A 23,571-nucleotide genomic window follows, 5' to 3' on the forward strand; every position below is an offset into this window, starting at 1 on the left:
AGATGTCCGGCAAGCACTTCGCGATACCCGCGCTCGTCCTGCTCCTGGCCGCCTGCGGGACGACCCACGAGAACTCCGGGCAGGGCGCCACGACGTCCGCGGCGGCCTGCGAGGGGGCGGGCGGGAAGTACACGATCGGCGTCAGCCAGGCCAACCTGAGCGAGCCCTACCGCAAGCAGATGGACGACGACATCGCCCGCGCGGCTCGCGAGGTCTCGCAGTTCACCGTGAACTTCGCCGACGCGCAGCAGGACAACGCCAAGCAGGTCGCCGACGTCGAGAACTTCCTGACACAGCGGATCGACCTGCTGATCATCAGCCCGAACGAGGCCACCCCGCTGACCGCGGTCGTCAAGAAGGCCTACGACAAGGGCATCCCGGTGCTGGTGCTGGACCGCAAGGTCGACGGCGACGCGTACACGCAGTGGATCGGCGCCGACAACGTCGACATCGGCAGGCAGGCCGGCCAGTACCTGGCGGACGAGATCCTCCCCCAGGGCGGGAAGATCGCGGAGATCCGCGGGCTCGCCGGGTCCACCCCGGCCAAGGAACGCCAGGACGGCTTCGCGAAGGGCATCGAGGGCCGCGGCATCGACATCGTGACCACCGTGGACGGTGACTGGCTGCGCGAAAAGGGCCAGCAGCAGGCGGACGCGATCTTCAAGGCACACCCGGAGATCCAGGCCGTCTACGCCCAGAACGACCCGATGGCCGAGGGCGCGTACCTCGCCGCGAAGGCCGCGGGCCTGGACCAGAAGGTGAAGTTCATCGGCATCGACGGCCTGCCGATCCCGTCCGGCGGGATCAAGGCGGTCGAAGCCGGCCGCCTCGCGGCGACGTTCGTGTATCCGACGGGCGGCCGCGAAGCGGTGGCGTCGGCGAAGAGCATCCTCGTCGACTGCGCCAAGCCGGCCAAGACGCAGATGTTGCCGACACAGCTCGTCACGCGGGCGAACGCCGCCGAGGTGTACGCGAAGGGCAACCGCTGACGTCGGCCCTTGACTTCAACCTTCCTCGAACTTCTACCGTCGCCTCCATGACAGCTGCCCCACCCATCCCCCGCACCGTCTGGATCGCCTCCGGCGTCATGGCGCTGGGCGGTTTCCTGGGCAACATGGACGGTTCGGTCGTCGCGGTCGGGCTGGAATCGATGAGGCTGCACCTGGGGGTCGGCCTCATCGAAATCCAGTGGGTCGCGACGGCCTTCCTCCTGGGCCTCTCCGCCGCGCTCCCGCTCACCCCGTGGCTGGTCAGGAAGCTCGGCGCCGGCCGGCTCTGGCTCTGGGCGCTGGCGGCGTTCCTGGTCACGTCGATCGCCTGCGCCCTCGCCCCGGGCGCCGGCACGCTGATCGCGTTCCGCGCGCTGCAGGGCATGGCCACCGGTGTCATGGTCACCGCCGGGCAGACGGTGATCGGCCTGGCCGTCGGCCCGGAACGGCTCGGCCGCACGATGGGCACGCTCGGCCTGGTCGTCGGGCTGGCGCCCGTCGTCGGGCCGAGCGTCGGCGGGTTCCTGCTCGCGCACTTCTCGTGGCCGGTGCTGTTCTGGCTCAACCTGCCGATCGGCCTGGTCGCGTTCGGCCTGGCGCTGCGGTACGTCCCGCGCGGCGACCGCGGGCAGCCGCCGCCGGTGGACTGGCCCGGCCTGGCCCTGATCACGCTCGGCCTGCCGCTGCTCGTCTACACGCTGACCGAGCGGAACGCGCTGTTCGCGGCCGTCGGCGCCCTCGCGCTCGCGGCTTTCGCCTGGCGCTCGCTGCGCGTCCGGCACCCGGTGCTGGACCTGCGGCTGGCCGCCCGGCCGATCATGGGATCGGCGCTGGCGTCGGTCCTGCTCGCCGGCGCCGGGATGTTCGGCGCGGTCCTGGTGCTGCCGCTGTGGTTCCAGGTCCGGCTCGGCGCCGGCCCCGCCGAAGCCGGCGTCCTGCTCGCGCCGATGGGCCTGGCCACGACCGTGTTCGTGCTCGTCGCCGGCCGCCTCACCGACCGCTACGGCGGCGGCACCGTCTCGCTCACCGGGTCGGTGGTGGTGCTGGCGGCCACCGTCCCGCTACCGTGGCTCGGCCCGGACGCGCCGATGTGGCTGATCCAGGCGCTGCTCGTGGTCCGCGGCGCGGGGCTCGGGCTGTCGATCATGCCCGCGTCGACGGCGGCGTACGCGTCCGTCCGCGCGAGCGAACTCGGCCACGCGACGGCGTTGGTCAACATCGTCATGCGCGTGGGCGGCGCGGCCGGGGGCGCGTTGTGCGTGATCGTGCTGGCGCGCGGCCTGACCGTCGGCCCGGCGACCGGGTTCGGCTGGGCCTTCGGTGTCCTCGGTGTCGTGTGCGCGCTCGGCACCGCGGCGACGGCGTGGCTCCGGCACGCGGAGCGTTCGTCCACAGTGGACACCACGGCCTGATCCACCTGGGAACCTGGCGCGAACCCCCGATTGGTGATTTCCTGGAGCCGGACAACCACTGTCGGTAAGGGGAAGGGCTGGCATGGCGGGGGTAGCGAAGCTGTTGACCGCGGCCGCGGTACTGGGGAGCCCGCTGGCGGCGACGCCGGCGAACGCGGCCCCGGCAGCGATCGACTGGCAGCCGTGCGCGGACGCGCCGGGGGTGGACTGCGGCACGGTGACCGTGCCGATCGACTGGGCCCACCCGGATCGCGGCACCGCGACCATCGCGCTCGCGCGGCGCAAGGCCACCGATCCGCAGGCGCGCATCGGGTCGATCCTGATGGACCCGGGCGGTCCCGGCGGGCCGGGCGCCGGCGAGGTCGAGGCGGGCTGGTCGCTCTCGCCGGAGATCACCAAGCGGTTCGACACCGTCGGCTTCGACCCGCGCGGCGTCGGCGACAGCACGCAGATCAAGTGCGGGCTCGACGAGGTCATCGCCGACCACCCGCAGGTTCCGCGCAACCAGGCCGAGTTCGAGCAGCTCGCGGCGTACAACCGGAAGCTCGGCGAAAGCTGCAACCGGCTTTCCGGGCAGCTGGGGCAGTTCGGCGACACCAAGAGCGTCGCGCGGGACATGGACGCGATCCGCGCCGCGCTCGGCGACGAAAAGCTGACGTACTACGGGGTTTCCTACGGCACGCTGATGGGCCAGCAGTACGCCGAGCTGTTCCCGGACAAGGTCCGCGCGCTCGTGCTGGACAGCAACATGGACCACTCGCAGTTCACGGCGTTCGGGTTCCTGAACAGCGAAACGCAATCGGTGCAGGCGGAGTTCGGCGAGTTCGTCGCTTGGTGCGGCCGGACGCCGAGCTGCGCGTTGCACGGCCGGAACGTCTCGAAGCTGATGCGCGGTCTCCAGGACAAAGCCGCGCGGGGCGAGCTGAAAGACCCGCAGAGCGGCGAGGTCGTCACGCCGCTGTCGCTGGCGGGGCTGATCCAGGGCTCCTTCTACGGTCCGGCCTGGGACAGGCTGGCGACAGTCCTCAAGTCGCTGGCGGCCGGCACCCCGCCGCCCGCGTCGACGCGGCTGAAGGACGACATCCCGGTCAACACCGTGTTCCAGAGCGTGTTCTGCGACGACTGGAACCTGCCGGTGCACAGCTACGCCGAACTCGAGGCCTACCGCCGCACGGCCGCGGCGCTCGCACCGGACGTCAAGGTCAACTCGCTGGGCTGGCAGGCAGTCACCGGCTGCATCGGCTGGCCGAACAAGACCAGCAACCCGCAGCACCCCCTGCGGGTGCCCGGCGCGCCGCCGCTGCTCATGCTGAGCAGCAAGTACGACCCGGCAACGCCGTACGCGTGGTCGCAGGCCGCGGCGCGGCAGAGCGGCAGCACCCTGCTCACCTACGACGGCTGGGGCCACGGCGCGTACTCCAAGAACAGCCAGTGCGTGATCAAGGCGACCGACGACTACCTGATCACCGGCAAGCTCCCGCCGCGCGGCACGCACTGCGCGGCCGTCGAGCCGGGATCGGCCGAAGCCCGGATCGCCGGGCCGAAGCCGCCGTCGACGATCGGCTTCTGACGCTTCCGCCGCGTGGCCGGAACGAGGCACAATCGTTCCGGCCACGCGATGCCGCGCGGAAGGGAGCCGAGGATGCTTCGTCGATTTCTCGTCATGGCTGCGGTGGTCATCGCGGCGAGTGCGCTCCTGACGGCGCCGGCGCAGGCGACGGCCCGCCACGGCGGGTACCTCGCGCTCGGCGATTCCGTCGCGTTCGGTTACCGGCCCAACGCCGGCGCGGCCTACCTGAACGCGGCCAACTTCAGCGGCTACGCGGAGAAATACGCGGCGCTGCGCGGGCTGCGGGTGGCGAACGCGTCGTGTCCTGGCGAGACGACGGGCAGCCTGCTGGTGGTCACCGCACCGAGCAACGGCTGCGAAAACGGCTACCGGCTGGCGTATCCCCTGCACGTTTCGTATGCGGGCGCCCAGATCGACTACGCCGTGCAGTACCTGCGGACACACCGCGACACCCGGCTCGTGACGCTGACGATCGGCGCGAACGACATGTTCCTGTGCCAGAACACGACACCGGACCACTGCACGGGCCCCGACTTCCAGGTCGCGTTGAACCAGGTGAGCCGCAACCTCGCGGCGATACTGTCAGCCGTGCGCGCGGTCTACCGCGGCGACCTGGCGCTGGTGTCGTACTACTCCCTCGACTACCGCGATCCGACGCAGGTGGCCCAGGTCAAGGCACTGGACTCGGCGCTGATCCAGGTGACGCGCCGCTTCCACGGCAAGGTCGCGGACGGTTTCACGGCGTTCCTCCTGGCGTCCCTGCGCACGGGCGGCGACCCGTGCGCGGCGGGCCTGCTGGTGAAGCTGCCGACGGGCGGCTGCGACGTTCACCCGAGCGCGGCCGGCCACCGCGCACTGGCCGCGGCGCTGGCGTTCGCGCACTGAGGGTTCAGACGGTCCGCACGTCGACCCCGGCGGCTTCGAAGGCCCGCACGGCCTCGGGATCGGCGTCGGTATCGGTGACGAGCGCGTGGACCTGGGTCGTCTCACAGATCCGGGCGAACGCGCGCCGCCCGAGCTTGGACCCGTCCGCGACGGCGACCACGCGCTCGGCGCGTTCCACCATGAGCCGGTTGATGCTGGCTTCGCCTTCATGGTGGGCGAACGCGCCGGCCTCGGCGTCGAAGGCGTCGACGCCGAGGAAGAGCAGATCGATGGTGAGCTCACTGAGCACCCGTGTGGCGAGCGGCCCGCTGAGTTCGAAGGACTGCGGCCGCGCGACCCCGCCGGTTACGACGATCTTGACGTTCGGCCGCACGGCGAGCTCGTGGGCGATGTTCAGGGCGTTGGTGACAACGGTGAGGCCGGGAGCATCCCCCCGCCCATCGAGATCGGACCGCATGGCGAGGGAGCGCGCGACACCGGCGGTGGTGGTCCCCCCGTTGAGCCCGACGACCATGCCTTTCCCGGCAAACGCGGCGGCGGCGTTGCTGATCCGCTGCTTTTCGGGGACGTGCCGCGCGGTCTTGTACCGCAGGGGAAGGTCATAGGCGAGATCGTTGGCAACGGCACCCCCGCGCGTACGGGTGAGCAGCTGCTGTTCGGCAAGGTGGTCGAGATCCCGCCGAATGGTGGCGGCGGAGACGTCCAGCTCGGCGGCAACGCCCTCGACGTCGATCTTTTCCCGCTGGCCCAGCATGTCCAGGAGGGTGCTGAGTCTTTCGTGCCGGGCCATGGACGGTACTCCCTCAGTTCGAGCATTCTCGTGTTCTGTCGGGGGCGGTTTCGAGCAGTATGCTGCATCGGCGGTTGTCTCTCGCACGCTACCCCTCGATCGAGTCGCCTTCGCCTTCGCGGGGGATCCGGGGTTCTTTTTGATCACCTGTTCGTGTGGTGATCATGTGTTCGGGTTCGGCTAACCTTGTTGTGTGGCAACGGAAACGGTGTGGCAGGCGGATGCGATGGTCCTGGCCGATCGCATCTCTACCACGCTCACCGTGGTGCGTTCTGCCGAGGCGGAGATCGGTGCGCTGCTGGTGGAAATCGAGTCTCGCGGGGTGATGGAACTTTTCGGCTACCGCTCGGTCGCTCGACTGCTCGAGCACTTGGCCGACGTCCCGAAGTCCGCTGCCGAGACGATGGTCAACCGAGCCCGCTCTCTGCACCCCGGCCATCACCTCGACAGCCCGGCACCTATCGCCCCCTCAACTGCGGCCGCAGCGGCGGAGGGCCGCCTGAGCAACCCGATGATCGACACCATCATCGGCGCCCTCACCCAGGTCCCGCCCGCACACCGCGAGGACGCCGAACAGCACCTGCTGGCCCTGGCCTCGAACGCGGGCTACAAGCAGGTCGCCGCCCTCGGCGCCCGCATCATCGCCCACCTCGACCCCGACGGCCCCGAACCCGACCCCACCGAACCCGCCACTCCCAGCCGGGAACTGTCCCTGCGCCGCAAACGAACCGGGATCTGGGAGCTGCACGGCCGCTTCGACGACGAAACCGGCACCCGCGCCAGCGCCCTGCTCGACGCGCTAGCCGAACGCCGCACCAACCCCTCCGAGGGCACCGACCTGCGATCCCCGCAGGAACGCTACGGCGACGCCTTCTCCGACGCAGTGGATCTCGCCCTCAACTCACCAGACCTGCCCATGCAGGCCGGGGAACGGGCGCACGTCATGGTCGCGGTGTCGCTGAAGGACCTCAAGTCCGGCGTCGGCCAGGCCACCCTCGGAGACACGGGCACCATGACGGCGGCAGAAGCCCGGATCCACGCCTGCGACAGCATGATCATCCCCGCGGTTCTGGGCGAGAACAGCGAACCCCTGAACCTGGGACGGCTCCGCCGCCTGATCTCCGCAGGCCTACGCCGAGCGCTCTACTTACGCGACCGCGGCTGCGCCTTCCCCGGCTGCCACCGCCCACCCCGCCACTGCCAGGGCCACCACATCCGCCACTGGGCCGACGGCGGCCCCACCAACCTGAACAACCTGGTCCTGTGCGCCCACCACCACCGACTACTCCACCGCTCAGGGTGGGAAGTCCGCATCGCCGCCGACGGCCTCCCGGAGTTCCTCCCACCAGCATTCCTGGACAAACACCGAAAACCCAGACGCAACAACCTGCACCAACCGCTGCCATTCGCAGCCTGAGCCAACCGAACACGGGAAAGGCCCGCAGCCACAAGGCTACGGGCCTACACCCACGCCCTCACGCCCCCGGCAGCGCCCGCCCACCCGGGCTGCCTCACGCCGCCCATTGCCAAGCATCACCACCACATCAACCACAATCGGCTTCCCACACCACCTCGCCGGCAAGCATCACCGTCACCTCAACCAGAAGCAGCTACCTCACGCCACCGCCCGCTAGCAACACCGGCACCCCAACCACGACCCGCTACCCGCCCCGTCGGCGAGTTCCGCCACCGCCTCAACGACAACCGGCCAGCGAGCACCACCTGCCGCCCACTCCCGCGTCGGCAATCCCGGTGAGCCTGCGCCACCCCACCACGAGCTACTTCCCCGCACCCACCCAAGAGGAGCCGGCCCCCTCAAACGTCCGCCAACACGAGCAACAACCGCCGGACCTCATCCCTCACCGCTACCCGCCCCGCTCCCAAATACTTCCGCGGATCCACCTCCCCAGGGTGCGCCCGCCAATCCCCCGCGGCGGCCGCCGTGAACACCTTGTTCAGCTGCGTCGCGATGTTCACCTTCGTCATCCCCGCCCGCACCGCCTCGGCCAGTCCCTCGTCCGGCACCCCCGATGACCCGTGCAGCACCAACGGCACCGGCACCCTCTCCCGCAACCGCCCGATCAGCTCGAAGTCCAAGCTCGCGTCGCGGGTCAGCATCGCGTGGGAACTCCCCACCGCCACCGCCAGCGCGTCGATGCCCGTCGCCGCCGCGAAGTCCGCCGCCTCCGACGGGTCCGTTCGGGCTCCCGGGGCGTGTACTCCGTCCTTGCCGCCGATCTCGCCCAGCTCCGCCTCCACCCACACCCCGTGGTCGTGGCAGTACGCCGCCACCTCGCGGGTCTCGCGCACGTTGTCCTCGTAGTCCAATTTGGACGCGTCGAACATCACCGAACCGAACCCCAGCTCTACCGCCTCGCGGACCAGCTCGCGGGACTCCGCGTGGTCGAGGTGGACCGCCACCCGCGCCTCCGCCGCGCGGGCCGCCGCCAGGGCCGCGCCGCCGATCGGGGCCAGCGCCCCGTGGTACCGCACCGCGTTCTGGCTCAGCTGCACGATCACCGGTGCGTCCGCCAGCGCCGCTCCCTCGATGATCGCCGTGATGTGCTCCAGCTGGATCGCGTTGAACGCGCCGCAGCCCCGCCGGGCCGACGCCGCCTCCGCGACGATCTCCCCCGTGCTCACCAGAGGCATCAGGACTCCCCTTCCGGCCGGACGCGCACCGCGCCCAGCTCCCGGTGGTAGTGCGCCAGGTCGACGTCGCCGGCCAACGGCCCGAGCACCGCCGCGCCCGACAGTGCGACCGCCCGGCGGAGCAGCTCCGGCCACGGCTCGCCGCGACACAACCCCAGCGCCAGCGCCGCGACCGCCGCGTCACCCGCGCCCGTGCTGTTGCCGGTCAACGCGCTCGACGGCGTCGCCCGCCACGTGCCCGAGGCCGTGACCGCGAGCAACCCCTCGGCACCGAGCGACACGACGACCGCCTCCGCCCCGGCCTGACGCAGCCGCGACGCCGCGGCCACCGGATGGCCGAGACCGGTGACCTCACGCAGTTCGTCCAGATTGGGCTTCACGACCGTCGGCCGCCCGGCCAGTCCAGCCACCAGCGCCGCACCTGAAGTGTCCAAAATAGACACTCTGCCGGCAACCAGCCGCGCGTAACCATCCGGAGGCGCACCCGGCGGCAGACTGCCCGAACAGACCAGCACTTCCGGAGCGGACAGCCGGACACGCTCCTCCAGCGACCGCCACTCGGCCGCCGTCACCCGCGGCCCCGGCTCGTTGAGCAGCGTCACCGAACCGTCCACAGCGGACAGCACCGTCGTCGTCCGGCGCGTCTCGCCCTCGATCGCGACCAGGTCCGCGGGCACCCCGGCGGCGCGAAGGTCGGCCGCGACCTCGGCGCCGGTGGCGCCACCCGCGGTGGCGACGGCCCGGACGTCGGCGCCGAGCGCCCGCAGCACCCGGGCGACGTTCACGCCCTTGCCACCCGCGCGGCGCCGGACGTCACGCGCCCGGTGCACGGTGCCCGGCACCAGACTGTCCACAGTGTAGGTGACGTCGAGGGCCGTGTTCGGCGTCACGGTGACGATCATGCGAGGACGACGGATCGCGTGAGCCCGCGCGGCCGGTCCGGGTCCAGCCCCTTGCGCCGGGCGATCGCGCCGGCCACGAGCTGGGCGCGGACGAGGTCGGCGAGCGGGTCCAGACCGCTCTCGACGAAGGTGCCGCCCGCGCGGCGGACGTCGTCGGCGAGCCCGTCCGGCGCACGGCCGAACATCCACGTGACGCGGCCGGGCTCGCTGATGCTGATCGGGCCGTGCCGGTAGTCCCACGCCGGGTAGGACTCCGTCCACAGCAGACACGCTTCGCGGAACTTGAGCGCGGCTTCGTTCGCGATCCCGACCGACCAGCCGGTGCCGAGGAAGCTGAACTGCTCCGCGTCGACGAGTTCCCGGGGCAACGGCTCGGCCAGCACCTTTTCCGCCTGCGCGACGACCTCGGCCAGGTCCTCCCCGAGGTGCGCGCGCAGCATGGCGAGAGCGGTGGTGGCGAACCGGGTCTGCACGACGGAGCGTTCGTCCACCGCGGAGAGGTCGACGACGGCGTCGGCGGCGCCGCCGATCGCGGACGGCACCCCGGTGATCGCGGTCGTCTTCGTCCGCAGCCGCGCGAGGAGGGTGTGCACCTCCGTGGTGGTGCCGGAGCGGGTCAGGGCGAGAACGTGGTCGTAGCCGCGGCCGATGGGGAACTCGGAGGCGGCGAAGGCATCGGTCTCCCCGAGCCCGGCGACCTCGCGCAGCACGGCGTAGGCCTGCCCGACGAACCACGACGTCCCGCAGCCGACGATCGCCACCCGCGCCCCGGGCGCCGGCAGGTGCGCGGCGTTCGCGGCGGCGAGCGCGCCGGCCTGGCGCCAGCAGCCGGGCTGGCTGGCGACCTCGGCCGCCATGAAGCTTCCGCTCATGAACTCCCCCTCTGTGCCGGTTGTGCGCAACAGGTGACACGGTAAGTGCAGTTTTGTGCATCGTCAACCGCGTCTTCAAGCAGTTTCGCGCACTCGCGGGGATAGCTGCGCGCAACGGAAGCAAGGAGGGGCAGCAGCCGCCGGGCACGAAAAAGACCACCCTCGGAGAGGGTGGCCTGCAAGGAAAGGTGCGGCGGAGCCGAGGGAGACCTGGCCGAGCCCCAGGAAGAGCCGGGCGGGCCTCTCACCCCTACACCGCAAAACCGTGCGGGAGGCGAGTGGCGAGAACGCAAGCCACGCGCCGGGTGAACCTACCTGCCCTTACGCCGCCAAAGGCCCGTCACCACCGCCAGTGCCCGGGAGCGCGGCGGCTGCGCGACCACCGGTTCCGGACCCACCCGGCGGCGCATCCGGTACGCCAGCTCGAGCACCTCCAGATCCTCGGGCCGGCGTCTGCCGTGGACGTCCGGGCGGAGCATCAGCTCCCCCACCGTCACGGGCCTGCCACTGGCACGGTGCGCCGTGCGCGCCATCGGTAACCTCCGCGGGATCGGGACCTGGTGGCTGACGATTCTATGAATCTGATTCGGGTTCGTCACCTTACTGACCAGTTGTGTCCGGCGTGTCCACCGGATCGCGTTAGCCTCGGGGCATGATCACCACTGGGGGCCTCACCGCGGCAGACCGTCCCGCCTGGGAAAACCTGTTCGCCGGCTACAACACGTTCTACGGCAGGACGCTCGCACCCGAACTCGTCGACCGCGCCTGGCGGGAGTTCGAAAGCGGCGAACGGATGCACGCGCTCGGCGCGTGGCTCGACGGCGAACTCGTCGGCATCGCGCACTTCTTCACGCACCCGAGCACCACCTCCGCCGACGTCTGCTACCTGCAGGACCTGTTCACCGACGCCAAGGCCCGCGGCCGCGGGGCCGGCCGGGCCCTCATCGACGCCGTCGCCGGCTGGGCGCGGGCGCAGGGCTGCGTCCGCGTCTACTGGCACACCCAAACGTCGAACACGACCGCGCGGCGGCTCTACGACCGGGTCGCGCTCGACAAAGGCTTCATGCAGTACCAGATCCCGCTCTGACGTCACCGGCGATGGCGCCCGCAGCCGTGGTGGCCGTGGGACGGCGGCTGCTGCGCCGCCCACCCGCGCCACCACGCCGAGAAGTCCGGGATCTCGTGCCGCACCGGCGCCGCCTTCTTCGCCGGGGCCTTCAAAACCTTCTGCGGCTTCACTTTTCCGACGATCTTGACCGCCTTCGCCAGGTCGCCGCGATGGGCAGGCACACTTACGGAATTCGAAACCGGCTGCGCGACCGGCGGGGCGGCTTCGTCAGGAGTACCGACCGCCGGAACGGATTTCGGAGCCGGCGCGGCCGGGGGCACGACGACGTCCGCCGGGAACGGCACCAGCGGGGCCGCGGGCGGTTCCAGCCCGGCCGGCGGCCACGACGCTCCCGCGCCGCGCTCGACCGGCATCGACACCGCCGTGGCGACGCCGCCGGTCAGCGCCAGCGCGCCCGCGACCACGGACAACACCCGCAACCGGGCCAGCGACCGCAGCGCCTGCGGTTTTTCGCGGTGCCGCGCAGGCTCGCCGTGACGACCGTCCGCCGCGGACCGGACCAGCAGCTCGGCGACCGTGACCGCGTCGCCGCGCGGAGCCCTGCGTGCCATCAAACCCTCCACCTGGGCCGACCGGACGCGGGCAACTGCGTCCGGACGGCCGATCATAGGAATGGTTCCGGCCCCTGTAAAGGCTCGTTCACCCAGCGTTTTCAGGCCAGTCTGCCGCCCCCGTCCACGTGCAGCACCGTGCCCGTGACGAACGGATTCGCCAGCACCTGCAGCGTCGCCGCCGCGACATCCGCCGGGTGGCCCACCCGGCGCGCCGGAATCGCTTCCGCGGTGCGGCGGAAGAAATCGTCCTTCCCGGCACCGAGGCGGTCCCACGCGCCGGAGTCGACGATGCCCGGGGAGACGGCGTTGACCCGGATCGGCGCGAGCTCGACCGCGAGCGCTTCCGCGAGGAACGCGACCGCGCCGTTCGTCGTGGCCATCACGACCCGCTCTCGCGCCGGGCGCCACGCCGCGACCCCGGAGAACAACGCGATCGCGCCGCCGTCCCGGAACCTCGGCGCGAACTGCCGGGCCAGCAGCAAGGGCCCGATCACCTTGGCGTCGAAGGCCCGGAGGACCGCGTCCCGCGAAAGCGCCGAGACGGGCCCGTTCGCCGGCGCCGCCGCGAGTGTGACGAGGTAATCGAGTTCGCCGACCTCGTCGGCAAGCGCTTTCAGCGACGATTCTTCGCCGAAGTCCGCGAATGCGGCGCGAATACCGGGAACGCCGATCCGCGCCGGGTCCCGTCCGGCCAAGACGACTTCCGCGCCCGCCGCATGCGCGTCCGCGGCGATCCGGCGCGCGATGCCCGAACCCCCGCCGACGACGACCAGCCGCTTTCCTTCGAACGACATTTCCGTGCTCCTTCCGTTTCGCACACCGGAGTCAGCGCGGAACACCGCCGGAACCATCCCATCGCGATCCGAATCTTTTCGATGGCTGCGATAGAATCAGCGAATGCCTACGCTGCGCGCCCTCGAGTGCCTGGTCGCGGTGCTGGACGCCGGGTCGATCACCGAGGCGGCCGCGCGGCTGCACCTGTCGCAGCCCGCGCTGTCCCACCAGATCGGCGCGCTCGAACGGGAACTGGGCACGCCGGTGCTCGAACGGCTGCCGCGCGGGGTCCGCCCGACCGCGACCGGGCGCGCGGTACTGGCCGACGCGCGGGCGGCGCTGGCCGCCGCGGACCGCGTGGTCCGGACCGGCCGCGCGGTGGCCGGCGGCGGCGAGGGGACGCTGCGGATCGCGTGCGCGGAGAGCATGACCGCCGGGCTGCTCGCGCCCGTGCTGCGGGCCTGGCACCGGCACCGCCCCGGGGTGCTGATCACGCTGACCGAGACGACGAGCGCGAACGCGCTGGTAGCGGCCCTGGACGCGGGCGAGGCGGACGTAGCGGCCGGGCCGCGGCCGAGCCACTGGACCGGGCACGCGGAGGTGGTGGGCCGCGAGGAGGTCGTCGTCGCACTGGCCGCCGACCACCCGCTCGCCACCCGGGCGGCGGTCCCGCTGGCCGAGCTGGCCGGCCTGCCGGTGGTGCACTACCACCCGGACAACGGCCTCGGGGCCTGGCTCGACGAGGAGGCGGCGCGGCGCGGAACCGTGCTGAGCGCGGTGATGCGGACGAAGCAGGCGGCGACGGCGGCGCAGCTCGCCGCGGCCGGCCTGGGCGTGGCACTGGTCCCGACGACCGCGCTGACCCGCACGTTCGCCGGCGCCCTGCGGCGGCTGAAGCCCGCTCTGCACCGGGAGGTCGTCACGTTCACCGCGACACCGTCGGATCCACTCGTCCGGCGGTTTTCCGCGGACGTAAGGCACCGCGGGATCGCCCTTCCGGGCGTCCTCCAGGACAAACTCTCCTGAGGACCTCGTTAAGTCCTGGTGAATGTGACAGATTCCCTACGAAGGTTTTGTGCCATCAGGACGAACTTCGCTCCGCCGCCCGGATTTCGCTGTGCTATTCGCCAAAGTTTGGTTCCATCGGATAGCTTGCTCCTACCGGTCAGTACCGGTGGGTGAGGCCGATCGGGTGAGGCGATCAGCGAAGATCGAGGGAAGCGGGGACGACCATGCCGAAGCACCGGCCACGTCGCAAGAGCTCGCGGGCGGTCCGCCGGGCCGCGGCCGCGCTCGCGGGCGGGGCGCTCGTCGTGCTGCCGACGCTGACCACCGGCCTGCCCACGCCGGTCGTCGTCGCCAACGCCGGGGACGCGCTGCCGGACCAGGCCGCCCCGCTGCAGCAGCCCGCCATCGTCATGCCGCCCGTCGCCGTCGACGGCAGCCTCCCGCAGCCGCCGCTGCCCACCCCGCTCGTCGTGCCCGGCGGGCGCGCGGGCTCCGCGGGCATCTCCGGGCCGCTCGGCATCCCGGCCAGCATGCTCAAGGCCTACCAGAACGCCGCCGCGATCCTGGCCAAGGAACAGCCCAACTGCCACCTCGACTGGGCACTCATCGCGAGCATCGGCCGGATCGAGTCGAACCACGCCCGCGGCGGGTACGTCAACGCCAACGGCGACACCCTGGAGCCGATCCTCGGCCCGGTGCTCAACGGCGCCGGCGCGTTCGCCGCGATCCCGGACACCGACGGCGGCAAGTACGACGGCGACCCGGTCTGGGACCGCGCGGTCGGCCCGACGCAGTTCATCCCGTCGACGTGGCGCGGCTACGCCTCCGACGGCAACGGCGACGGCGTGTCGAACCCGAACAACATCTACGACGAGGCACTGGCCACCGCGCGCTACCTGTGCTCGGGCGGGCTGGACCTCTCGACGGACGCGGGCCAGCGCCTGGCCGTCCGCCGCTACAACAACTCCCAGTCCTATGTGGACACAGTGATGGCGTGGGCCGCGGCCTACCGCGGCGGCGTGGCCCAGCTGCCCGACAGCCAAGTCCCGATCGGCACGCCGAACGCGCCCGACGCGGCCGCCGCGGGTGGCCCGGTCGGCGCGCCCGCCCCGCCGGCGCCGCCGGTGGCCCAGCCGCCGGGCTCGCTCCCGGTCACGACGACGCCGCCGGCCACCACGCCGTCGTCGTCCACCCCGACGACCACCAAGCCGAGCACGCCGACGAGCACCCCGACGACGACCCCGCCGCCCTCGTCCACCACGCCGCCGCCGGAGACGACGTCCACCACGCCGACGACCAGCAGCGCGGCGCCGACCAGCACCGCCGCCGACTCGGCGAGCACGCCGACCGAGTCCACCACGACCAGCCCGACGGGCTGAGCCCCGTGGAGCCGTTCCTGGTGCACATCCGCTGCGACACCGACGGCTACACCCACGCCGTCACCGAGGACGAGTTCGCGGCGGGCCGGCACGACGGCCGGTTCCGCGCGGTGTGCGGGCACGTGGTGCTGGCGGCGCCGATGATCGAGGCGCCCGGCCGCTTCGACCCGGTCTGCCGGGACGTCCTGCGCGACGCGCCGGCCGAGCCGTCGGTGCCGCGGCAGGAACGGCGCCGCTCGAGGTGGCGCGCCCGGCGCTAGCCGACCAGCGCCTGGATGCCGTCGAGCATGCGGTTGAGGCCGAACTCGAACGCCGCTTCCCCCTGGCCCTTCGCGCTCTCGTCGAACCCGCCGCCGAGCCAGATCCGGTTCATCGCCGGGTGCGCGTCGACCACGAAGTAGTTCTCCCAGAACGACGAGCGCTGGTGCCACCAGGCTTCGGTCGACTGCCCGGTGCTGCGCTCGAGGCGGGTGTTCTCCGCGCCCAGCGCCGCGTTCGCGTCGACGTACGTGCCGATCCCGTTGGCCGCCGCGACGGCCTGCCGCGGCGGCAGGCCCAGCCCGTCCATGATGGACAGCAGGTACTCCTGGCCCGCCAGCTGGCCGGGCCCCAGCGGCGGCCGGACCCGCGACACCTCGCACAGCCACGGGTGGGTGCGGTACGCCTCGCGCGTCCGCTCCGCGTACAGCGCCACCTGCGCGCGCCAGTCCGCGGGCCGCGGCTCGCCCGGCCCCGGCAGCCGGCGCTCGACGAGCACGTCGTCGACCATCAGGTCGACCAGCTCGGCCTTGCCGGGGACGTACGTGTAGAGCGTCATGGTGCCGGCGCCGAGCTCCTTGGCGACGCGGTGCATCGACGCGGCCGCCAGCCCGTCGGCGTCCGCGACCGCGATCGCCGCGGCGACGATCCGCTCGATCGTCAGCGTCGGGCGGCGGCCCCGGGTCGGCTCGGCCGCGCCGCCGCGGGCGCGCCAGAGCAGCGCGAGCGTCCGGTCGACATCGTCGGCGCCAGTGCGTTCGGCGGTCATGCGCTCCCCTCGCTCCCCGCCGGTGATCCTACCCGGACTCCCCGTCCCACCTGGCATTCTGGAGGCATGACCCGACGCAAGCCGCCCAAGGTCTCCTTCCGCTGGTGGGTCGACCGGCAGATCGACGAGGCCCGCGACCGGGGCGAGTTCGACGACCTGCCCGGCACCGGCAAACCGCTGCCGAAGCCCACCGGCAACGACGCGGCGACCGACTGGGTGCTGCGGCAGGTCCGGGCCGGCGGCCACGACACGAAGGCGTTGCTGCCGCCGGCGCTCGCGCTCAAGCGCGAAGTCCAGGACCTGCCCGGCAGGCTCGCCGCCGAGCGCACCGAGAAGCAGGTGCGGGAGATCGTCGACGACCTCAACGACCGGATCCGCCAGGCCTACCTCAACCACCACACGGGCCCGCCGCTCACGGTGGCGCTGGTGGACGTCGAGGAGGCCGTCGCGGACTGGCGGCGCTCACGAGCCGCGTCGTAGCAGCGCCCGTTCCGCGGCGGTCCAGGCCGTCGTCGTGAGCAGGTAGATCCCGGCGGCCTGCGGCAGGACGAGCGTCGCGAGCACGGTGCCGTACGGCAGCAGCCGGATCAGCTTGCCGCCCGGCACTCCGGTGTCGCGAGGCTGCTGCCGGACCGAGAACCACGCGACGACAGCGAGCCCCGCGGCGATGACGAACACGAGCGGCCCGCCGGCGAGACCGTGCGCGCCCAGGGGCGTCCCGAGGAGGGTCGCGCCGAGCAGCGAGTTGGGTTCGCCGCCGATGACCGGCGTCGTGAAGAGCCGGTACATCACCGTGAAGAACGGCAGCTGCAGCAGCAGCGGCAGGCAGCCGGTGAACAGCGAGGTCCCGGACTCCTGCTGCAGCTTCGTCACCTCCGCGGCGAGCCGGTCGCGGTCATCTTTGTGCTTCGCTTGCAGCGTCTTGATTTCCGGCAGCAGGGCGGCCCGGGCGCGTTCGCCGCGAGCCGCCGACCGGGCGAGGGGGTGCAGCAGGAGCCGCACGCCGAGGGTGAACAGGACGATCGCCAACGCGGTCGAGAACGGACCGGTCAGCGCGTGGATCAGGTGGTACGCGCCTTCGACGGGCACGTCGAGAAAGCCGAACATGGGCAGCACTCCGCATGAGTGGAAGGGGTGACGGTGAGCGGAATGGCTGCGTCGAAGCGGGTTCCTACGCAGCCGTGCTGCGGGAACCGGGTGCTCGTGGCCTGCTGCGTCCCGGGGCGCCGGGGTCGCGCAGGCGGATCGACTCGGCACGCCGGGCGCGGCGGCGCAGGGCGGTCGCGCGGCTGCGCACCGGCGCCGACCAGAGGGCGAACTCGCCGCGGTGGGTGCTGCCGACCAGCAGCACGACCAGCAGGCTCGCGGCGGCGATGGAGGCGAAGGCGACCAGCGCCGTCGGGCTCGTGACGACCGGGAACGCCAGCTCCAGCAGTGTGTTCACGGCCTGGTCACCCCCTATCGCCCGAGACCCCAGGGTAGCGGAATCGCGACCCGGGCCGTCCGGGGTAAGAGCCCGATGGGCTGTAACCTGGTTCGATGAGAGGCCAATTCGTCGTCGTGCCGATCCTGGCGCCGATCCTGCTGTTCACCGTGCCCTGGTGGACGCTCGTCCTCGCGCCGGACTGGGGCACGGCGGCCACGGTCGCCGGCACTGCGGTGTTCGCGCTGGGCCTGGTCACCATGCCGGTCGCGATGTTCCGCGGGCACGCGCGGCACCAGGACGGCGCGGCGCGCCTCGGCGATTCGCTGCTGGCCGTGATCTGGGTGCTGTTCAGCTGGTCGGTCCTGAGCCTGGTGCTGCGGCTCGCGCTGCTCGGCGTGGACGACCCGCTGCGCTCGCGGATCGTCGCCGGTGTGACGTTCGCCGTGGCCGCCGGGCTGCTCGTGCACGGCAACCGCGTCGCGATGCGGGTGCCGCCGGTGAAGGCGACCGACGTCGTCATCCCGCGGCTCGGCCCCGGCCTCGACGGCCTGCGCGTCGCCGTCCTGACCGACACCCACTACGGCCCGATCGACCGGACGAAGTGGTCGGAGCAGGTCGTCGCGGCGGTCAACGCGCTCGAGGCGGACGTCGTCTGCCACGCGGGCGACCTGGCCGACGGCTCGGTGGCCGCCCGCCGCAAGCAGGTCGACCCGCTCGGCGGCGTCCAGGCCGCGCTGGGGCGGTTCTACATCACCGGCAACCACGAGTACTTCGGCGAGGCACAGGCCTGGCTCGACCACATGGAAGGGCTCGGCTGGGACACCCTGCACAACCGCTCGACGCTCCTGGAACGCGACGGCGACCGGATCGTGTTCGCCGGCATCGACGACCCGACGGGCGCGGCGTCCGGCCTGCCCGGCCACGGTCCCGACCTGGCGGCGGCGCTGGCGGACGCCCCGGACGACGTCCCGGTGGTCCTCCTGGCGCACCAGCCGAAGCAGGTCAAGCAGGCCCGCGAAGCCGGCGTCGCGCTGCAGATCTCGGGGCACACGCACGGCGGGCAGATCTGGCCGTTCCACCTCCTGGTGCGGCTCGACCAGCCGACGCTGTCCGGACTGACCCGGCACGGCCCGACCCAGCTGTACAACAGCCGGGGCACGGGGTTCTGGGGTCCGCCGTTCCGGGTCTTCGCGCCCAGCGAGATCACGCTCCTCACGCTGCGCGCCGCCTGATTCGAAGCCGTGAAGGTCACCCTCACGGCCGATGGCATCACCGACAAATTTTTTTGTCTTGACAGCTCGAACGTTCGGATGCCACGCTGTCCGCCATGACCACGACCACGCTTCCCACCAGTACCTTTGCGACTCGCCGGCTGCTGACGTGCGGGATCCTCGCCGGGCCCGTCTTCGTCGTGACCGGCGTCCTCCAGGGCCTGACCCGCGCCGGCTTCGACTTCACCCGGCACCCCGCGAGCGTCCTGTCCAACGGCTCGCTCGGCTTCATCCAGATCGCGAACTTCCTGGTCACCGGCCTGCTCACGATCGCGGCCGCGGCCGGGATCCGGCGCGTCCTACCCGGGCGGTGGGGGCCGAGACTCCTCACCGTCTACGGGGTCGGCCTGTTGTGCGCGGGCGTGTTCCGCGCCGACCCGCAGGACGGCTTCCCGGCCGGCACGCCGGCCGGTCCGCCGTCGACGGTCAGCTGGCACGGCGTGCTGCACTTCGCCGCCGGCGGCGTCGGCTTCCTCGCCCTGGTCGCGGCCTGCTTCGCGATCGGCTCGCACCTCACACCCGCCCGGGCGTGGTACTCGCGGCTCAGCGGGTTGCTGTTCCTCGCGGGTTTCGCGGGCGTAGCGTCCGGGTCGACGAGCCCGGTCGTCACCCTCGGCTTCTGGGCGGCCGTCGTGATCGCGTTCGCCTGGCTCGCCACCACGTCCACCCACCTGCTGTCGCGAGGAGAGTCCCGATGAGCACCGCGGTTTCCGCCGACGGCACGAAGATCGCCTACACGCGCGCCGGGTCCGGCCCCGCGCTCGTCCTCGTCGACGGCGCGATGTGCTACCGCGGCTCGTCCCCGAACGACGCGCTCGCGAAGGAGCTGGCCGCGCGCTTCACGGTGTACACCTACGACCGGCGCGGCCGCGGTGAGAGCACCGACACCGGGCCGTACGCGATCGAGCGCGAGGTCGAGGACATCGCCGCCCTGGTCAAGGAGGCCGGCGGCGAGGTGTTCCTGTTCGGCATCTCGTCGGGCGCGGCGCTGGCGCTCGAAGCGGCCCGCAGCCTCCCGGTGACCAAGCTGGCGCTGTACGAACCGCCGTTCGTCGTCGACGACACGCGGCCGCGCGTCCCGGCCGACTACCCGGCCCGGCTCGACGCGGCGCTGGCCGCCGGCAAGCCCGGCAAGGCGGTCAAGATGTTCATGACCGAGGGCGTGGGCTTGAGCGGCGCGACGGTGGCGCTGATGCGGATCATGCCGTTCTGGGCGAAGCTCAAGCGCGTGGCCCCCACGCTCCCGTACGACACGGCGCTGGTCTTCGACCACCAGTCCGGCGAGCCCCTCCCGGCCGCGTGGCCGGAGGTGAAGGTCCCGACGCTGGCGATCGACGGCGGCAAGAGCCCGGACTGGATGCGCCACGGCGTGGCGTCGCTGGCGAAAGTGCTGCCGTCGGCGGAGTACCGGACGCTGCCGGGCCAGACGCACATCGTGAAAGCGGCGGCGCTGGCCCCGGTGCTGACGGACTTCTACCTGGGCTAGCCACCCTCGTCACAACTCCCTTGCCCGGTCGATCACCGACCGGGCAGGGTGCAGGCGTGCCCACCCGCGCCCTGGTCTTCGACTTCGACGGGACCCTCGCCGACACCGAGTCCGCCGTCCTGCAGTCGTGGCGGGAGCTCTTCCTCGACCACGGCGTCGAACTGCCGATGGAAGCCTGGTACGCCGTCATCGGGACGCAGCACACGACACCGGCCATGTTCGCCCTGCTCGCCGAGCACGTCCCCGGCATCGATCCCGAGGCGCTGCGGCCGAAGACGCGGGCCCGCGTCTTCGAACTCCTCGACGAGCTCGGCCCGCGGGAGGGCGTCCTGACTTACCTCGACGACGCTCGCCGAAGAGGCCTGAAGCTCGCCGTCGCCTCCAGCTCGTCCGGAGCCTGGGTGAACCCGCACCTGGAGCGGCTCGGCATCGCGCCCTACTTCGACGCCGTGCTCACCGGCGACCGCCACAAGGCCAAGCCCGACCCGGATCTCTACCTCGCCGCCCTGACCGCGCTCGGCGCCACGGCGGAAGAGACCATCGCCTTCGAGGACACGCCGCACGGCGTCACGTCCGCCAAGGCCGCCGGGCTGACGTGCGTCGCCGTACCGAACGCCATCACCGAAAGCCTCGACTTCGGCCAGGCCGACGTCGTGCTCCCGTCCTTCACCGCGAAGCCCCTCGAGGCCTTACTCGCCCACTAGGGCCAGCAACCGGTCCAGGAACGGCAGCTGGCCCTTGACCAGCTTCTCGCGCGCGACCTCGAGCGAGAACCACGCCACCCGGTCCACCTCGGGGAACTCCTGCTGGCGCCCCGAGCGCGGCGGCCACTCCATGGTGAACGTCCCCGGCACCACCGACGCCGGATCGAGGTCGGCCTCGACCGCCCACGCCGTGACGACCTTGCCGCCGGACTGCTTCACCTCGCCGAGCGGAACGTACTCACCGGACGGCGCCGGCAGGCCCAGCTCCTCTTCGAACTCCCGCCGCGCCGCCTTCTCCGGCGGCTCGTCCGGGTCGAGCTCGCCCTTGGGCAGCGACCACGCCGCCGCGTCCTTCTTGGCCCAGAAGGGCCCGCCCATGTGCCCGAGCAGCACTTCGACGTCCTCGCCCCGCCCGCGGTGGAGCAGGAGCCCGGCACTGCGTTTGCCCGCCATCGGAACAGTCTGCCGAAACTCGTCCAAGATTTTTTCGCGGGGTTGTCGATCCGGGGAGAACCCACTCGACGCGTAGGCAGAAGGCAAGGAAGAACCCACGGAAGGAACCCCGAAATGACCACGACCGTCGCCCGCGAGACCCAGACCCGCACCGCCGCCGTCAAGACCGCGCCGGTCGCCGGCATCGTCGTCGGCGCGAGCCGGATCGTGATCTCGTTCCTCTTCGGCTTCCACGGCCTGCAGGGATTCGGCTTCTTCGGTGGCATCGACGGCCAGGGCGGCGGCGTCCCCTTCGGCTCGTTCCCCGGCTGGTGGGGCAGCGTCCTCGAGCTCGTGGGCGCGGTGCTGCTGCTCACCGGGCTCGCCAGCAGGCCGGCCGCGCTCCTGCTGTCGGGCGTGATGGCCTACGCCTACTTCACCGTGCACGCCCCGATGGGCCTGCTGCCGCTGCAGAACATGGGCGAGCCCGCCGCGGTCTACTCGTGGATCTTCCTGCTGTTCGCCGCGATCGGCCCGGGCCGCTTCGCCGTCGACAACCTGATCAAGCGCCGCCGCTGACGCCAGACGAGCGCGGTCCGGTCAGTAGCCGCCCTGGGCGGCCGCGAGATCGGACCGCGCCATCACGTGTTCCATCAGGCTGGTCAGGACCTGCTTGGTCGACTCGCGCTCGCGGGCGTCGCACAGCAGCAGCGGGACGTCCATGCCGACGTCGAGCGCCTGCCGGACCTCCTCGGTGCCGTAGCGGTACGCGCCGTCGAAGCAGTTCACGCCGACGACGAACGGCAGGTTCCGGCGCTCGAAGAAGTCGACCGCCGCGAAGCAGCTGTCCAGCCGGCGCGTGTCGGCCAGCACGACCGCGCCGAGCGCGCCCTCCGCCAGCTCGTCCCACATGAACCAGAACCGGTCCTGCCCCGGCGTGCCGAACAGGTACAGGATCAGGTCCGGGTTGATCGTGATGCGGCCGAAGTCGAGCGCGACCGTCGTGGTGGTCTTCTGCTCGATCCCCGAGAGGTCGTCGACACCCTCGGACGCGGTCGTGATGACCTCTTCGGTCCGCAGCGGCGGGACTTCGCTCACCGAGCCGACCATCGTGGTCTTGCCGACCCCGAACCCGCCGGCGATGAGTACCTTGACCGCGGTCGCGGTCAGGTTCCGCCGGGGGTCAGAGTTTCCGGATGCCATCAAGGACCGCCTGCAATACGTGTCGGTTGGGGGTTTCCTGGACCGGTGCCGCGGTACGGAACAGCACCAGGTTCTGCTCGATGAGGTCGCTGAGCATCACCTTGACCACCGGCAGCGGCAGGTCGACGCGGGCGGCGACCTCCGCCACCGAGACCGGCCGCTGGCACAGGGCGATGATCCGCGCGTACTCCGGTTCGAGCATGCCCGCTTCGTGCGCCGTCCGCAGCGCCACGACGAGCGTGATGAGGTCGAGCCCGAGCGTGTCCGACCGCGTGCGGCCGCCCGTGACCGCGTAGGACCGGACCAGGGGGCCGGCCTCGTCGTCGAACCAGGCTTCGTGCCGTCCGCTCATGGCGACGTGGGCTGGACGCCGGCGCCGGTCCGCGGGGCCGAAGTGAGCACCTGGCCGACCCGCTTCACCATCAGGTTCATCTCGTACGCGACGAGGCCCATGTCCGCGTCCTCGCGGGCGAGGAGCGCGAGGCAGGCGCCCCGGCCGGCCGCCGTCACGAACAGGAACGCGTGGTCCATCTCGACCATCGTCTGGCGGACGTTGCCGCCGCCGAAGTGCCGTCCGGTCCCGCGGGCCAGGCTCTGGAACGCCGAGGCGACCGCCGAAAGGTGTTCGGCGTCCTCCTCGGAAAGGTTCCCCGACCTCCCGATGAGCAGACCGTCCGAGGACAGGACCACCGCGCGGTCCGCCCCGGCTACCCGCTTGACGAGGTCGTCCAGCAGCCAGTCGAGCTCACTGACGTTGGCCATTAGTCGCGCTCTCCGTACCTGTCGTCGTTCTCAGCCGGTTCTTCGTCACGGGCCCGGCGGGTGCCCTGCTGGAAGGCGGACAGCCTGCTGCGGGCGGCTTCCGGCGAGTCCAGCCTGACCTCTTCGCGTTCCTGTGCGGGCCTATCTTCCCGCAACTGGGGCACGAGGTTCTGCTGGCGTCGCCGTTGCGGCAGCGGCGGGCGGCCGGGGGCCTCCGGGCGGCGCGGCTGCGAGGGCCGGCCTTCGGGGAGTCACGTCCGCCGCACGGTCGTCACGCCGGTGGACTGACGCCTCAGCGGCGGTGGAAGTACTCGTCGATGACTTCCCAGCGGGCCAGGTTGTGC

Annotated in this window: 29 protein-coding genes and 1 pseudogene; 15 read left to right on the top strand and 15 right to left on the bottom strand. The window is 71.8% G+C overall.

Annotated features, from left to right (window positions below; genetic code table 11):
- Positions 1–2: 2 nt before the first annotated feature.
- The 4 genes from AB0J40_RS42295 (at position 3) to AB0J40_RS42310 (ending at position 4,856) form a co-directional block, all read left to right on the top strand.
- A complete protein-coding gene (locus tag AB0J40_RS42295) occupies positions 3–989 on the top strand; it encodes a substrate-binding domain-containing protein (protein ID WP_364465362.1) in 987 nt (328 codons plus the stop codon).
- 47 nt (positions 990–1,036) lie between these two features.
- On the top strand, positions 1,037–2,401 hold the full coding sequence (locus tag AB0J40_RS42300; protein WP_364465364.1) for an MDR family MFS transporter: 1,365 nt from the start codon (positions 1,037–1,039) through the stop codon (positions 2,399–2,401).
- 82 nt (positions 2,402–2,483) lie between these two features.
- Positions 2,484–3,971 carry an alpha/beta hydrolase gene (locus tag AB0J40_RS42305; protein ID WP_364465366.1) on the top strand — a complete coding sequence of 496 codons (1,488 nt, stop codon included), beginning with the start codon at positions 2,484–2,486 and terminating at the stop codon, positions 3,969–3,971.
- A gap of 93 nt (positions 3,972–4,064) precedes the next feature.
- Positions 4,065–4,856: a GDSL-type esterase/lipase family protein gene (locus tag AB0J40_RS42310; RefSeq protein ID WP_364465368.1), complete on the top strand. Its 792-nt coding sequence runs from the start codon at positions 4,065–4,067 to the stop codon at positions 4,854–4,856.
- A 4-nt stretch (positions 4,857–4,860) separates the two neighbouring features.
- Here the strand turns inward: AB0J40_RS42310 and AB0J40_RS42315 are convergent, their stop codons facing one another.
- Positions 4,861–5,646 (bottom strand): DeoR/GlpR family DNA-binding transcription regulator, encoded by a 786-nt coding sequence (locus AB0J40_RS42315; RefSeq protein WP_364465370.1) that lies wholly within the window; start codon positions 5,644–5,646, stop codon positions 4,861–4,863.
- A 226-nt stretch (positions 5,647–5,872) separates the two neighbouring features.
- On the opposite strand from AB0J40_RS42315, the gene AB0J40_RS42320 reads away from it, so the two are divergent.
- Positions 5,873–7,063, top strand: coding sequence for a DUF222 domain-containing protein (locus tag AB0J40_RS42320; protein ID WP_364465425.1), 1,191 nt, complete (start codon positions 5,873–5,875; stop codon positions 7,061–7,063).
- A gap of 398 nt (positions 7,064–7,461) precedes the next feature.
- Here AB0J40_RS42320 and AB0J40_RS42325 read toward each other — a convergent pair whose 3' ends face one another.
- The 4 genes from AB0J40_RS42325 to AB0J40_RS42340 form a co-directional block, all read right to left on the bottom strand.
- Positions 7,462–8,298, bottom strand: coding sequence for a class II fructose-bisphosphate aldolase (locus AB0J40_RS42325; protein ID WP_364465372.1), 837 nt, complete (start codon positions 8,296–8,298; stop codon positions 7,462–7,464).
- Complete coding sequence (locus AB0J40_RS42330) at positions 8,298–9,200, bottom strand: 1-phosphofructokinase family hexose kinase (RefSeq protein ID WP_364465374.1); 903 nt, start codon at positions 9,198–9,200, stop codon at positions 8,298–8,300. Before AB0J40_RS42330 ends, AB0J40_RS42325 begins: the two co-directional genes overlap by 1 nt.
- The gene (locus AB0J40_RS42335) at positions 9,197–10,072 is read right to left on the bottom strand and encodes a sugar isomerase (RefSeq protein WP_364465376.1); all 876 of its coding nucleotides are present in this window, start codon (positions 10,070–10,072) and stop codon (positions 9,197–9,199) included. Before AB0J40_RS42335 ends, AB0J40_RS42330 begins: the two co-directional genes overlap by 4 nt.
- A 311-nt stretch (positions 10,073–10,383) precedes the next feature.
- Positions 10,384–10,569, bottom strand: a complete 186-nt coding sequence (locus AB0J40_RS42340; RefSeq protein ID WP_364465378.1) for a hypothetical protein — start codon at positions 10,567–10,569, stop codon at positions 10,384–10,386.
- A gap of 155 nt (positions 10,570–10,724) precedes the next feature.
- Here AB0J40_RS42340 and AB0J40_RS42345 point away from each other — a divergent pair, with 155 nt between their 5' ends.
- On the top strand, positions 10,725–11,159 hold the full coding sequence (locus AB0J40_RS42345; protein ID WP_364465380.1) for a GNAT family N-acetyltransferase: 435 nt from the start codon (positions 10,725–10,727) through the stop codon (positions 11,157–11,159).
- A 2-nt stretch (positions 11,160–11,161) separates the two neighbouring features.
- Here the strand turns inward: AB0J40_RS42345 and AB0J40_RS42350 are convergent, their stop codons facing one another.
- Positions 11,162–11,752: a hypothetical protein gene (locus AB0J40_RS42350; RefSeq protein WP_364465382.1), complete on the bottom strand. Its 591-nt coding sequence runs from the start codon at positions 11,750–11,752 to the stop codon at positions 11,162–11,164.
- Positions 11,753–11,853: 101 nt separating this feature from the next.
- Positions 11,854–12,549, bottom strand: a complete 696-nt coding sequence (locus tag AB0J40_RS42355) for an SDR family oxidoreductase (RefSeq protein WP_364465384.1) — start codon at positions 12,547–12,549, stop codon at positions 11,854–11,856.
- A 103-nt stretch (positions 12,550–12,652) separates the two neighbouring features.
- On the opposite strand from AB0J40_RS42355, the gene AB0J40_RS42360 reads away from it, so the two are divergent.
- The 3 genes from AB0J40_RS42360 to AB0J40_RS42370 all read left to right on the top strand — a co-directional run bounded on the left by AB0J40_RS42360 (position 12,653) and on the right by AB0J40_RS42370 (position 15,176).
- Positions 12,653–13,555, top strand: coding sequence for a LysR family transcriptional regulator (locus AB0J40_RS42360; RefSeq protein ID WP_364465386.1), 903 nt, complete (start codon positions 12,653–12,655; stop codon positions 13,553–13,555).
- Between the two features lie 206 nt (positions 13,556–13,761).
- Positions 13,762–14,916 carry a lytic murein transglycosylase gene (locus AB0J40_RS42365; protein ID WP_364465388.1) on the top strand — a complete coding sequence of 385 codons (1,155 nt, stop codon included), beginning with the start codon at positions 13,762–13,764 and terminating at the stop codon, positions 14,914–14,916.
- A 5-nt stretch (positions 14,917–14,921) separates the two neighbouring features.
- Positions 14,922–15,176 carry a hypothetical protein gene (locus AB0J40_RS42370; protein ID WP_364465390.1) on the top strand — a complete coding sequence of 85 codons (255 nt, stop codon included), beginning with the start codon at positions 14,922–14,924 and terminating at the stop codon, positions 15,174–15,176.
- Here the strand turns inward: AB0J40_RS42370 and AB0J40_RS42375 are convergent.
- A complete protein-coding gene (locus AB0J40_RS42375; RefSeq protein WP_364465392.1) occupies positions 15,173–15,943 on the bottom strand; it encodes a TetR/AcrR family transcriptional regulator in 771 nt (256 codons plus the stop codon). The genes AB0J40_RS42370 and AB0J40_RS42375 overlap by 4 nt on opposite strands.
- Positions 15,944–16,009: 66 nt before the next feature.
- Between AB0J40_RS42375 and AB0J40_RS42380 the strand changes: the two genes are divergently transcribed.
- Positions 16,010–16,423, top strand: a complete 414-nt coding sequence (locus AB0J40_RS42380; RefSeq protein WP_364465394.1) for a DUF1992 domain-containing protein — start codon at positions 16,010–16,012, stop codon at positions 16,421–16,423.
- Here AB0J40_RS42380 and yidC read toward each other — a convergent pair.
- A complete protein-coding gene (gene yidC / locus AB0J40_RS42385) occupies positions 16,406–17,050 on the bottom strand; it encodes a membrane protein insertase YidC (RefSeq protein ID WP_364465396.1) in 645 nt (214 codons plus the stop codon). The two genes, AB0J40_RS42380 and yidC, sit on opposite strands and share 18 nt — an antisense overlap.
- 64 nt (positions 17,051–17,114) lie before the next feature.
- Positions 17,115–17,387, bottom strand: a complete 273-nt coding sequence (locus AB0J40_RS42390) for a DUF6412 domain-containing protein (protein ID WP_364465398.1) — start codon at positions 17,385–17,387, stop codon at positions 17,115–17,117.
- Positions 17,388–17,482: 95 nt separating this feature from the next.
- On the opposite strand from AB0J40_RS42390, the gene AB0J40_RS42395 reads away from it, so the two are divergent.
- The 4 genes from AB0J40_RS42395 (at position 17,483) to AB0J40_RS42410 (ending at position 20,830) form a co-directional block, all read left to right on the top strand.
- A complete protein-coding gene (locus tag AB0J40_RS42395) occupies positions 17,483–18,601 on the top strand; it encodes a metallophosphoesterase (RefSeq protein WP_364465400.1) in 1,119 nt (372 codons plus the stop codon).
- A gap of 95 nt (positions 18,602–18,696) precedes the next feature.
- Positions 18,697–19,338 carry a DUF998 domain-containing protein gene (locus AB0J40_RS42400; RefSeq protein ID WP_364465402.1) on the top strand — a complete coding sequence of 214 codons (642 nt, stop codon included), beginning with the start codon at positions 18,697–18,699 and terminating at the stop codon, positions 19,336–19,338.
- Positions 19,335–20,126 (top strand): alpha/beta fold hydrolase, encoded by a 792-nt coding sequence (locus AB0J40_RS42405; RefSeq protein ID WP_364465404.1) that lies wholly within the window; start codon positions 19,335–19,337, stop codon positions 20,124–20,126. Before AB0J40_RS42400 ends, AB0J40_RS42405 begins: the two co-directional genes overlap by 4 nt.
- Before the next feature lie 56 nt (positions 20,127–20,182).
- A complete protein-coding gene (locus AB0J40_RS42410) occupies positions 20,183–20,830 on the top strand; it encodes an HAD family hydrolase (RefSeq protein ID WP_364465406.1) in 648 nt (215 codons plus the stop codon).
- On the opposite strand, the gene AB0J40_RS42415 is transcribed toward AB0J40_RS42410, so the two are convergent.
- Positions 20,816–21,283, bottom strand: coding sequence for an NUDIX domain-containing protein (locus tag AB0J40_RS42415; RefSeq protein WP_364465408.1), 468 nt, complete (start codon positions 21,281–21,283; stop codon positions 20,816–20,818). The genes AB0J40_RS42410 and AB0J40_RS42415 overlap by 15 nt on opposite strands.
- A gap of 114 nt (positions 21,284–21,397) precedes the next feature.
- On the opposite strand from AB0J40_RS42415, the gene AB0J40_RS42420 reads away from it, so the two are divergent.
- Positions 21,398–21,841: a DoxX family protein gene (locus AB0J40_RS42420; protein WP_364465410.1), complete on the top strand. Its 444-nt coding sequence runs from the start codon at positions 21,398–21,400 to the stop codon at positions 21,839–21,841.
- A 21-nt stretch (positions 21,842–21,862) separates the two neighbouring features.
- Here AB0J40_RS42420 and AB0J40_RS42425 read toward each other — a convergent pair whose 3' ends face one another.
- From AB0J40_RS42425 to AB0J40_RS42440, 4 genes and pseudogenes are all read right to left on the bottom strand, one after another.
- Complete coding sequence (locus tag AB0J40_RS42425) at positions 21,863–22,465, bottom strand: ATP/GTP-binding protein (RefSeq protein WP_086674902.1); 603 nt, start codon at positions 22,463–22,465, stop codon at positions 21,863–21,865.
- Positions 22,446–22,817, bottom strand: coding sequence for a DUF742 domain-containing protein (locus AB0J40_RS42430; RefSeq protein WP_072476759.1), 372 nt, complete (start codon positions 22,815–22,817; stop codon positions 22,446–22,448). The genes AB0J40_RS42425 and AB0J40_RS42430 overlap by 20 nt, the downstream gene beginning before the upstream one ends.
- Positions 22,814–23,227 (bottom strand): roadblock/LC7 domain-containing protein, encoded by a 414-nt coding sequence (locus AB0J40_RS42435; protein WP_072476758.1) that lies wholly within the window; start codon positions 23,225–23,227, stop codon positions 22,814–22,816. The genes AB0J40_RS42430 and AB0J40_RS42435 overlap by 4 nt, the downstream gene beginning before the upstream one ends.
- A pseudogene (locus AB0J40_RS42440) lies at positions 23,227–23,475 on the bottom strand (hypothetical protein); the annotation flags it as partial. The pseudogene AB0J40_RS42440 and the gene AB0J40_RS42435, both read right to left, overlap by 1 nt.
- Positions 23,476–23,571: the final 96 nt, after the last annotated feature.

It is taken from the genome of Amycolatopsis sp. NPDC049691, assembly GCF_040675005.1.
In the GTDB taxonomy this organism is placed as follows: domain Bacteria; phylum Actinomycetota; class Actinomycetes; order Mycobacteriales; family Pseudonocardiaceae; genus Amycolatopsis.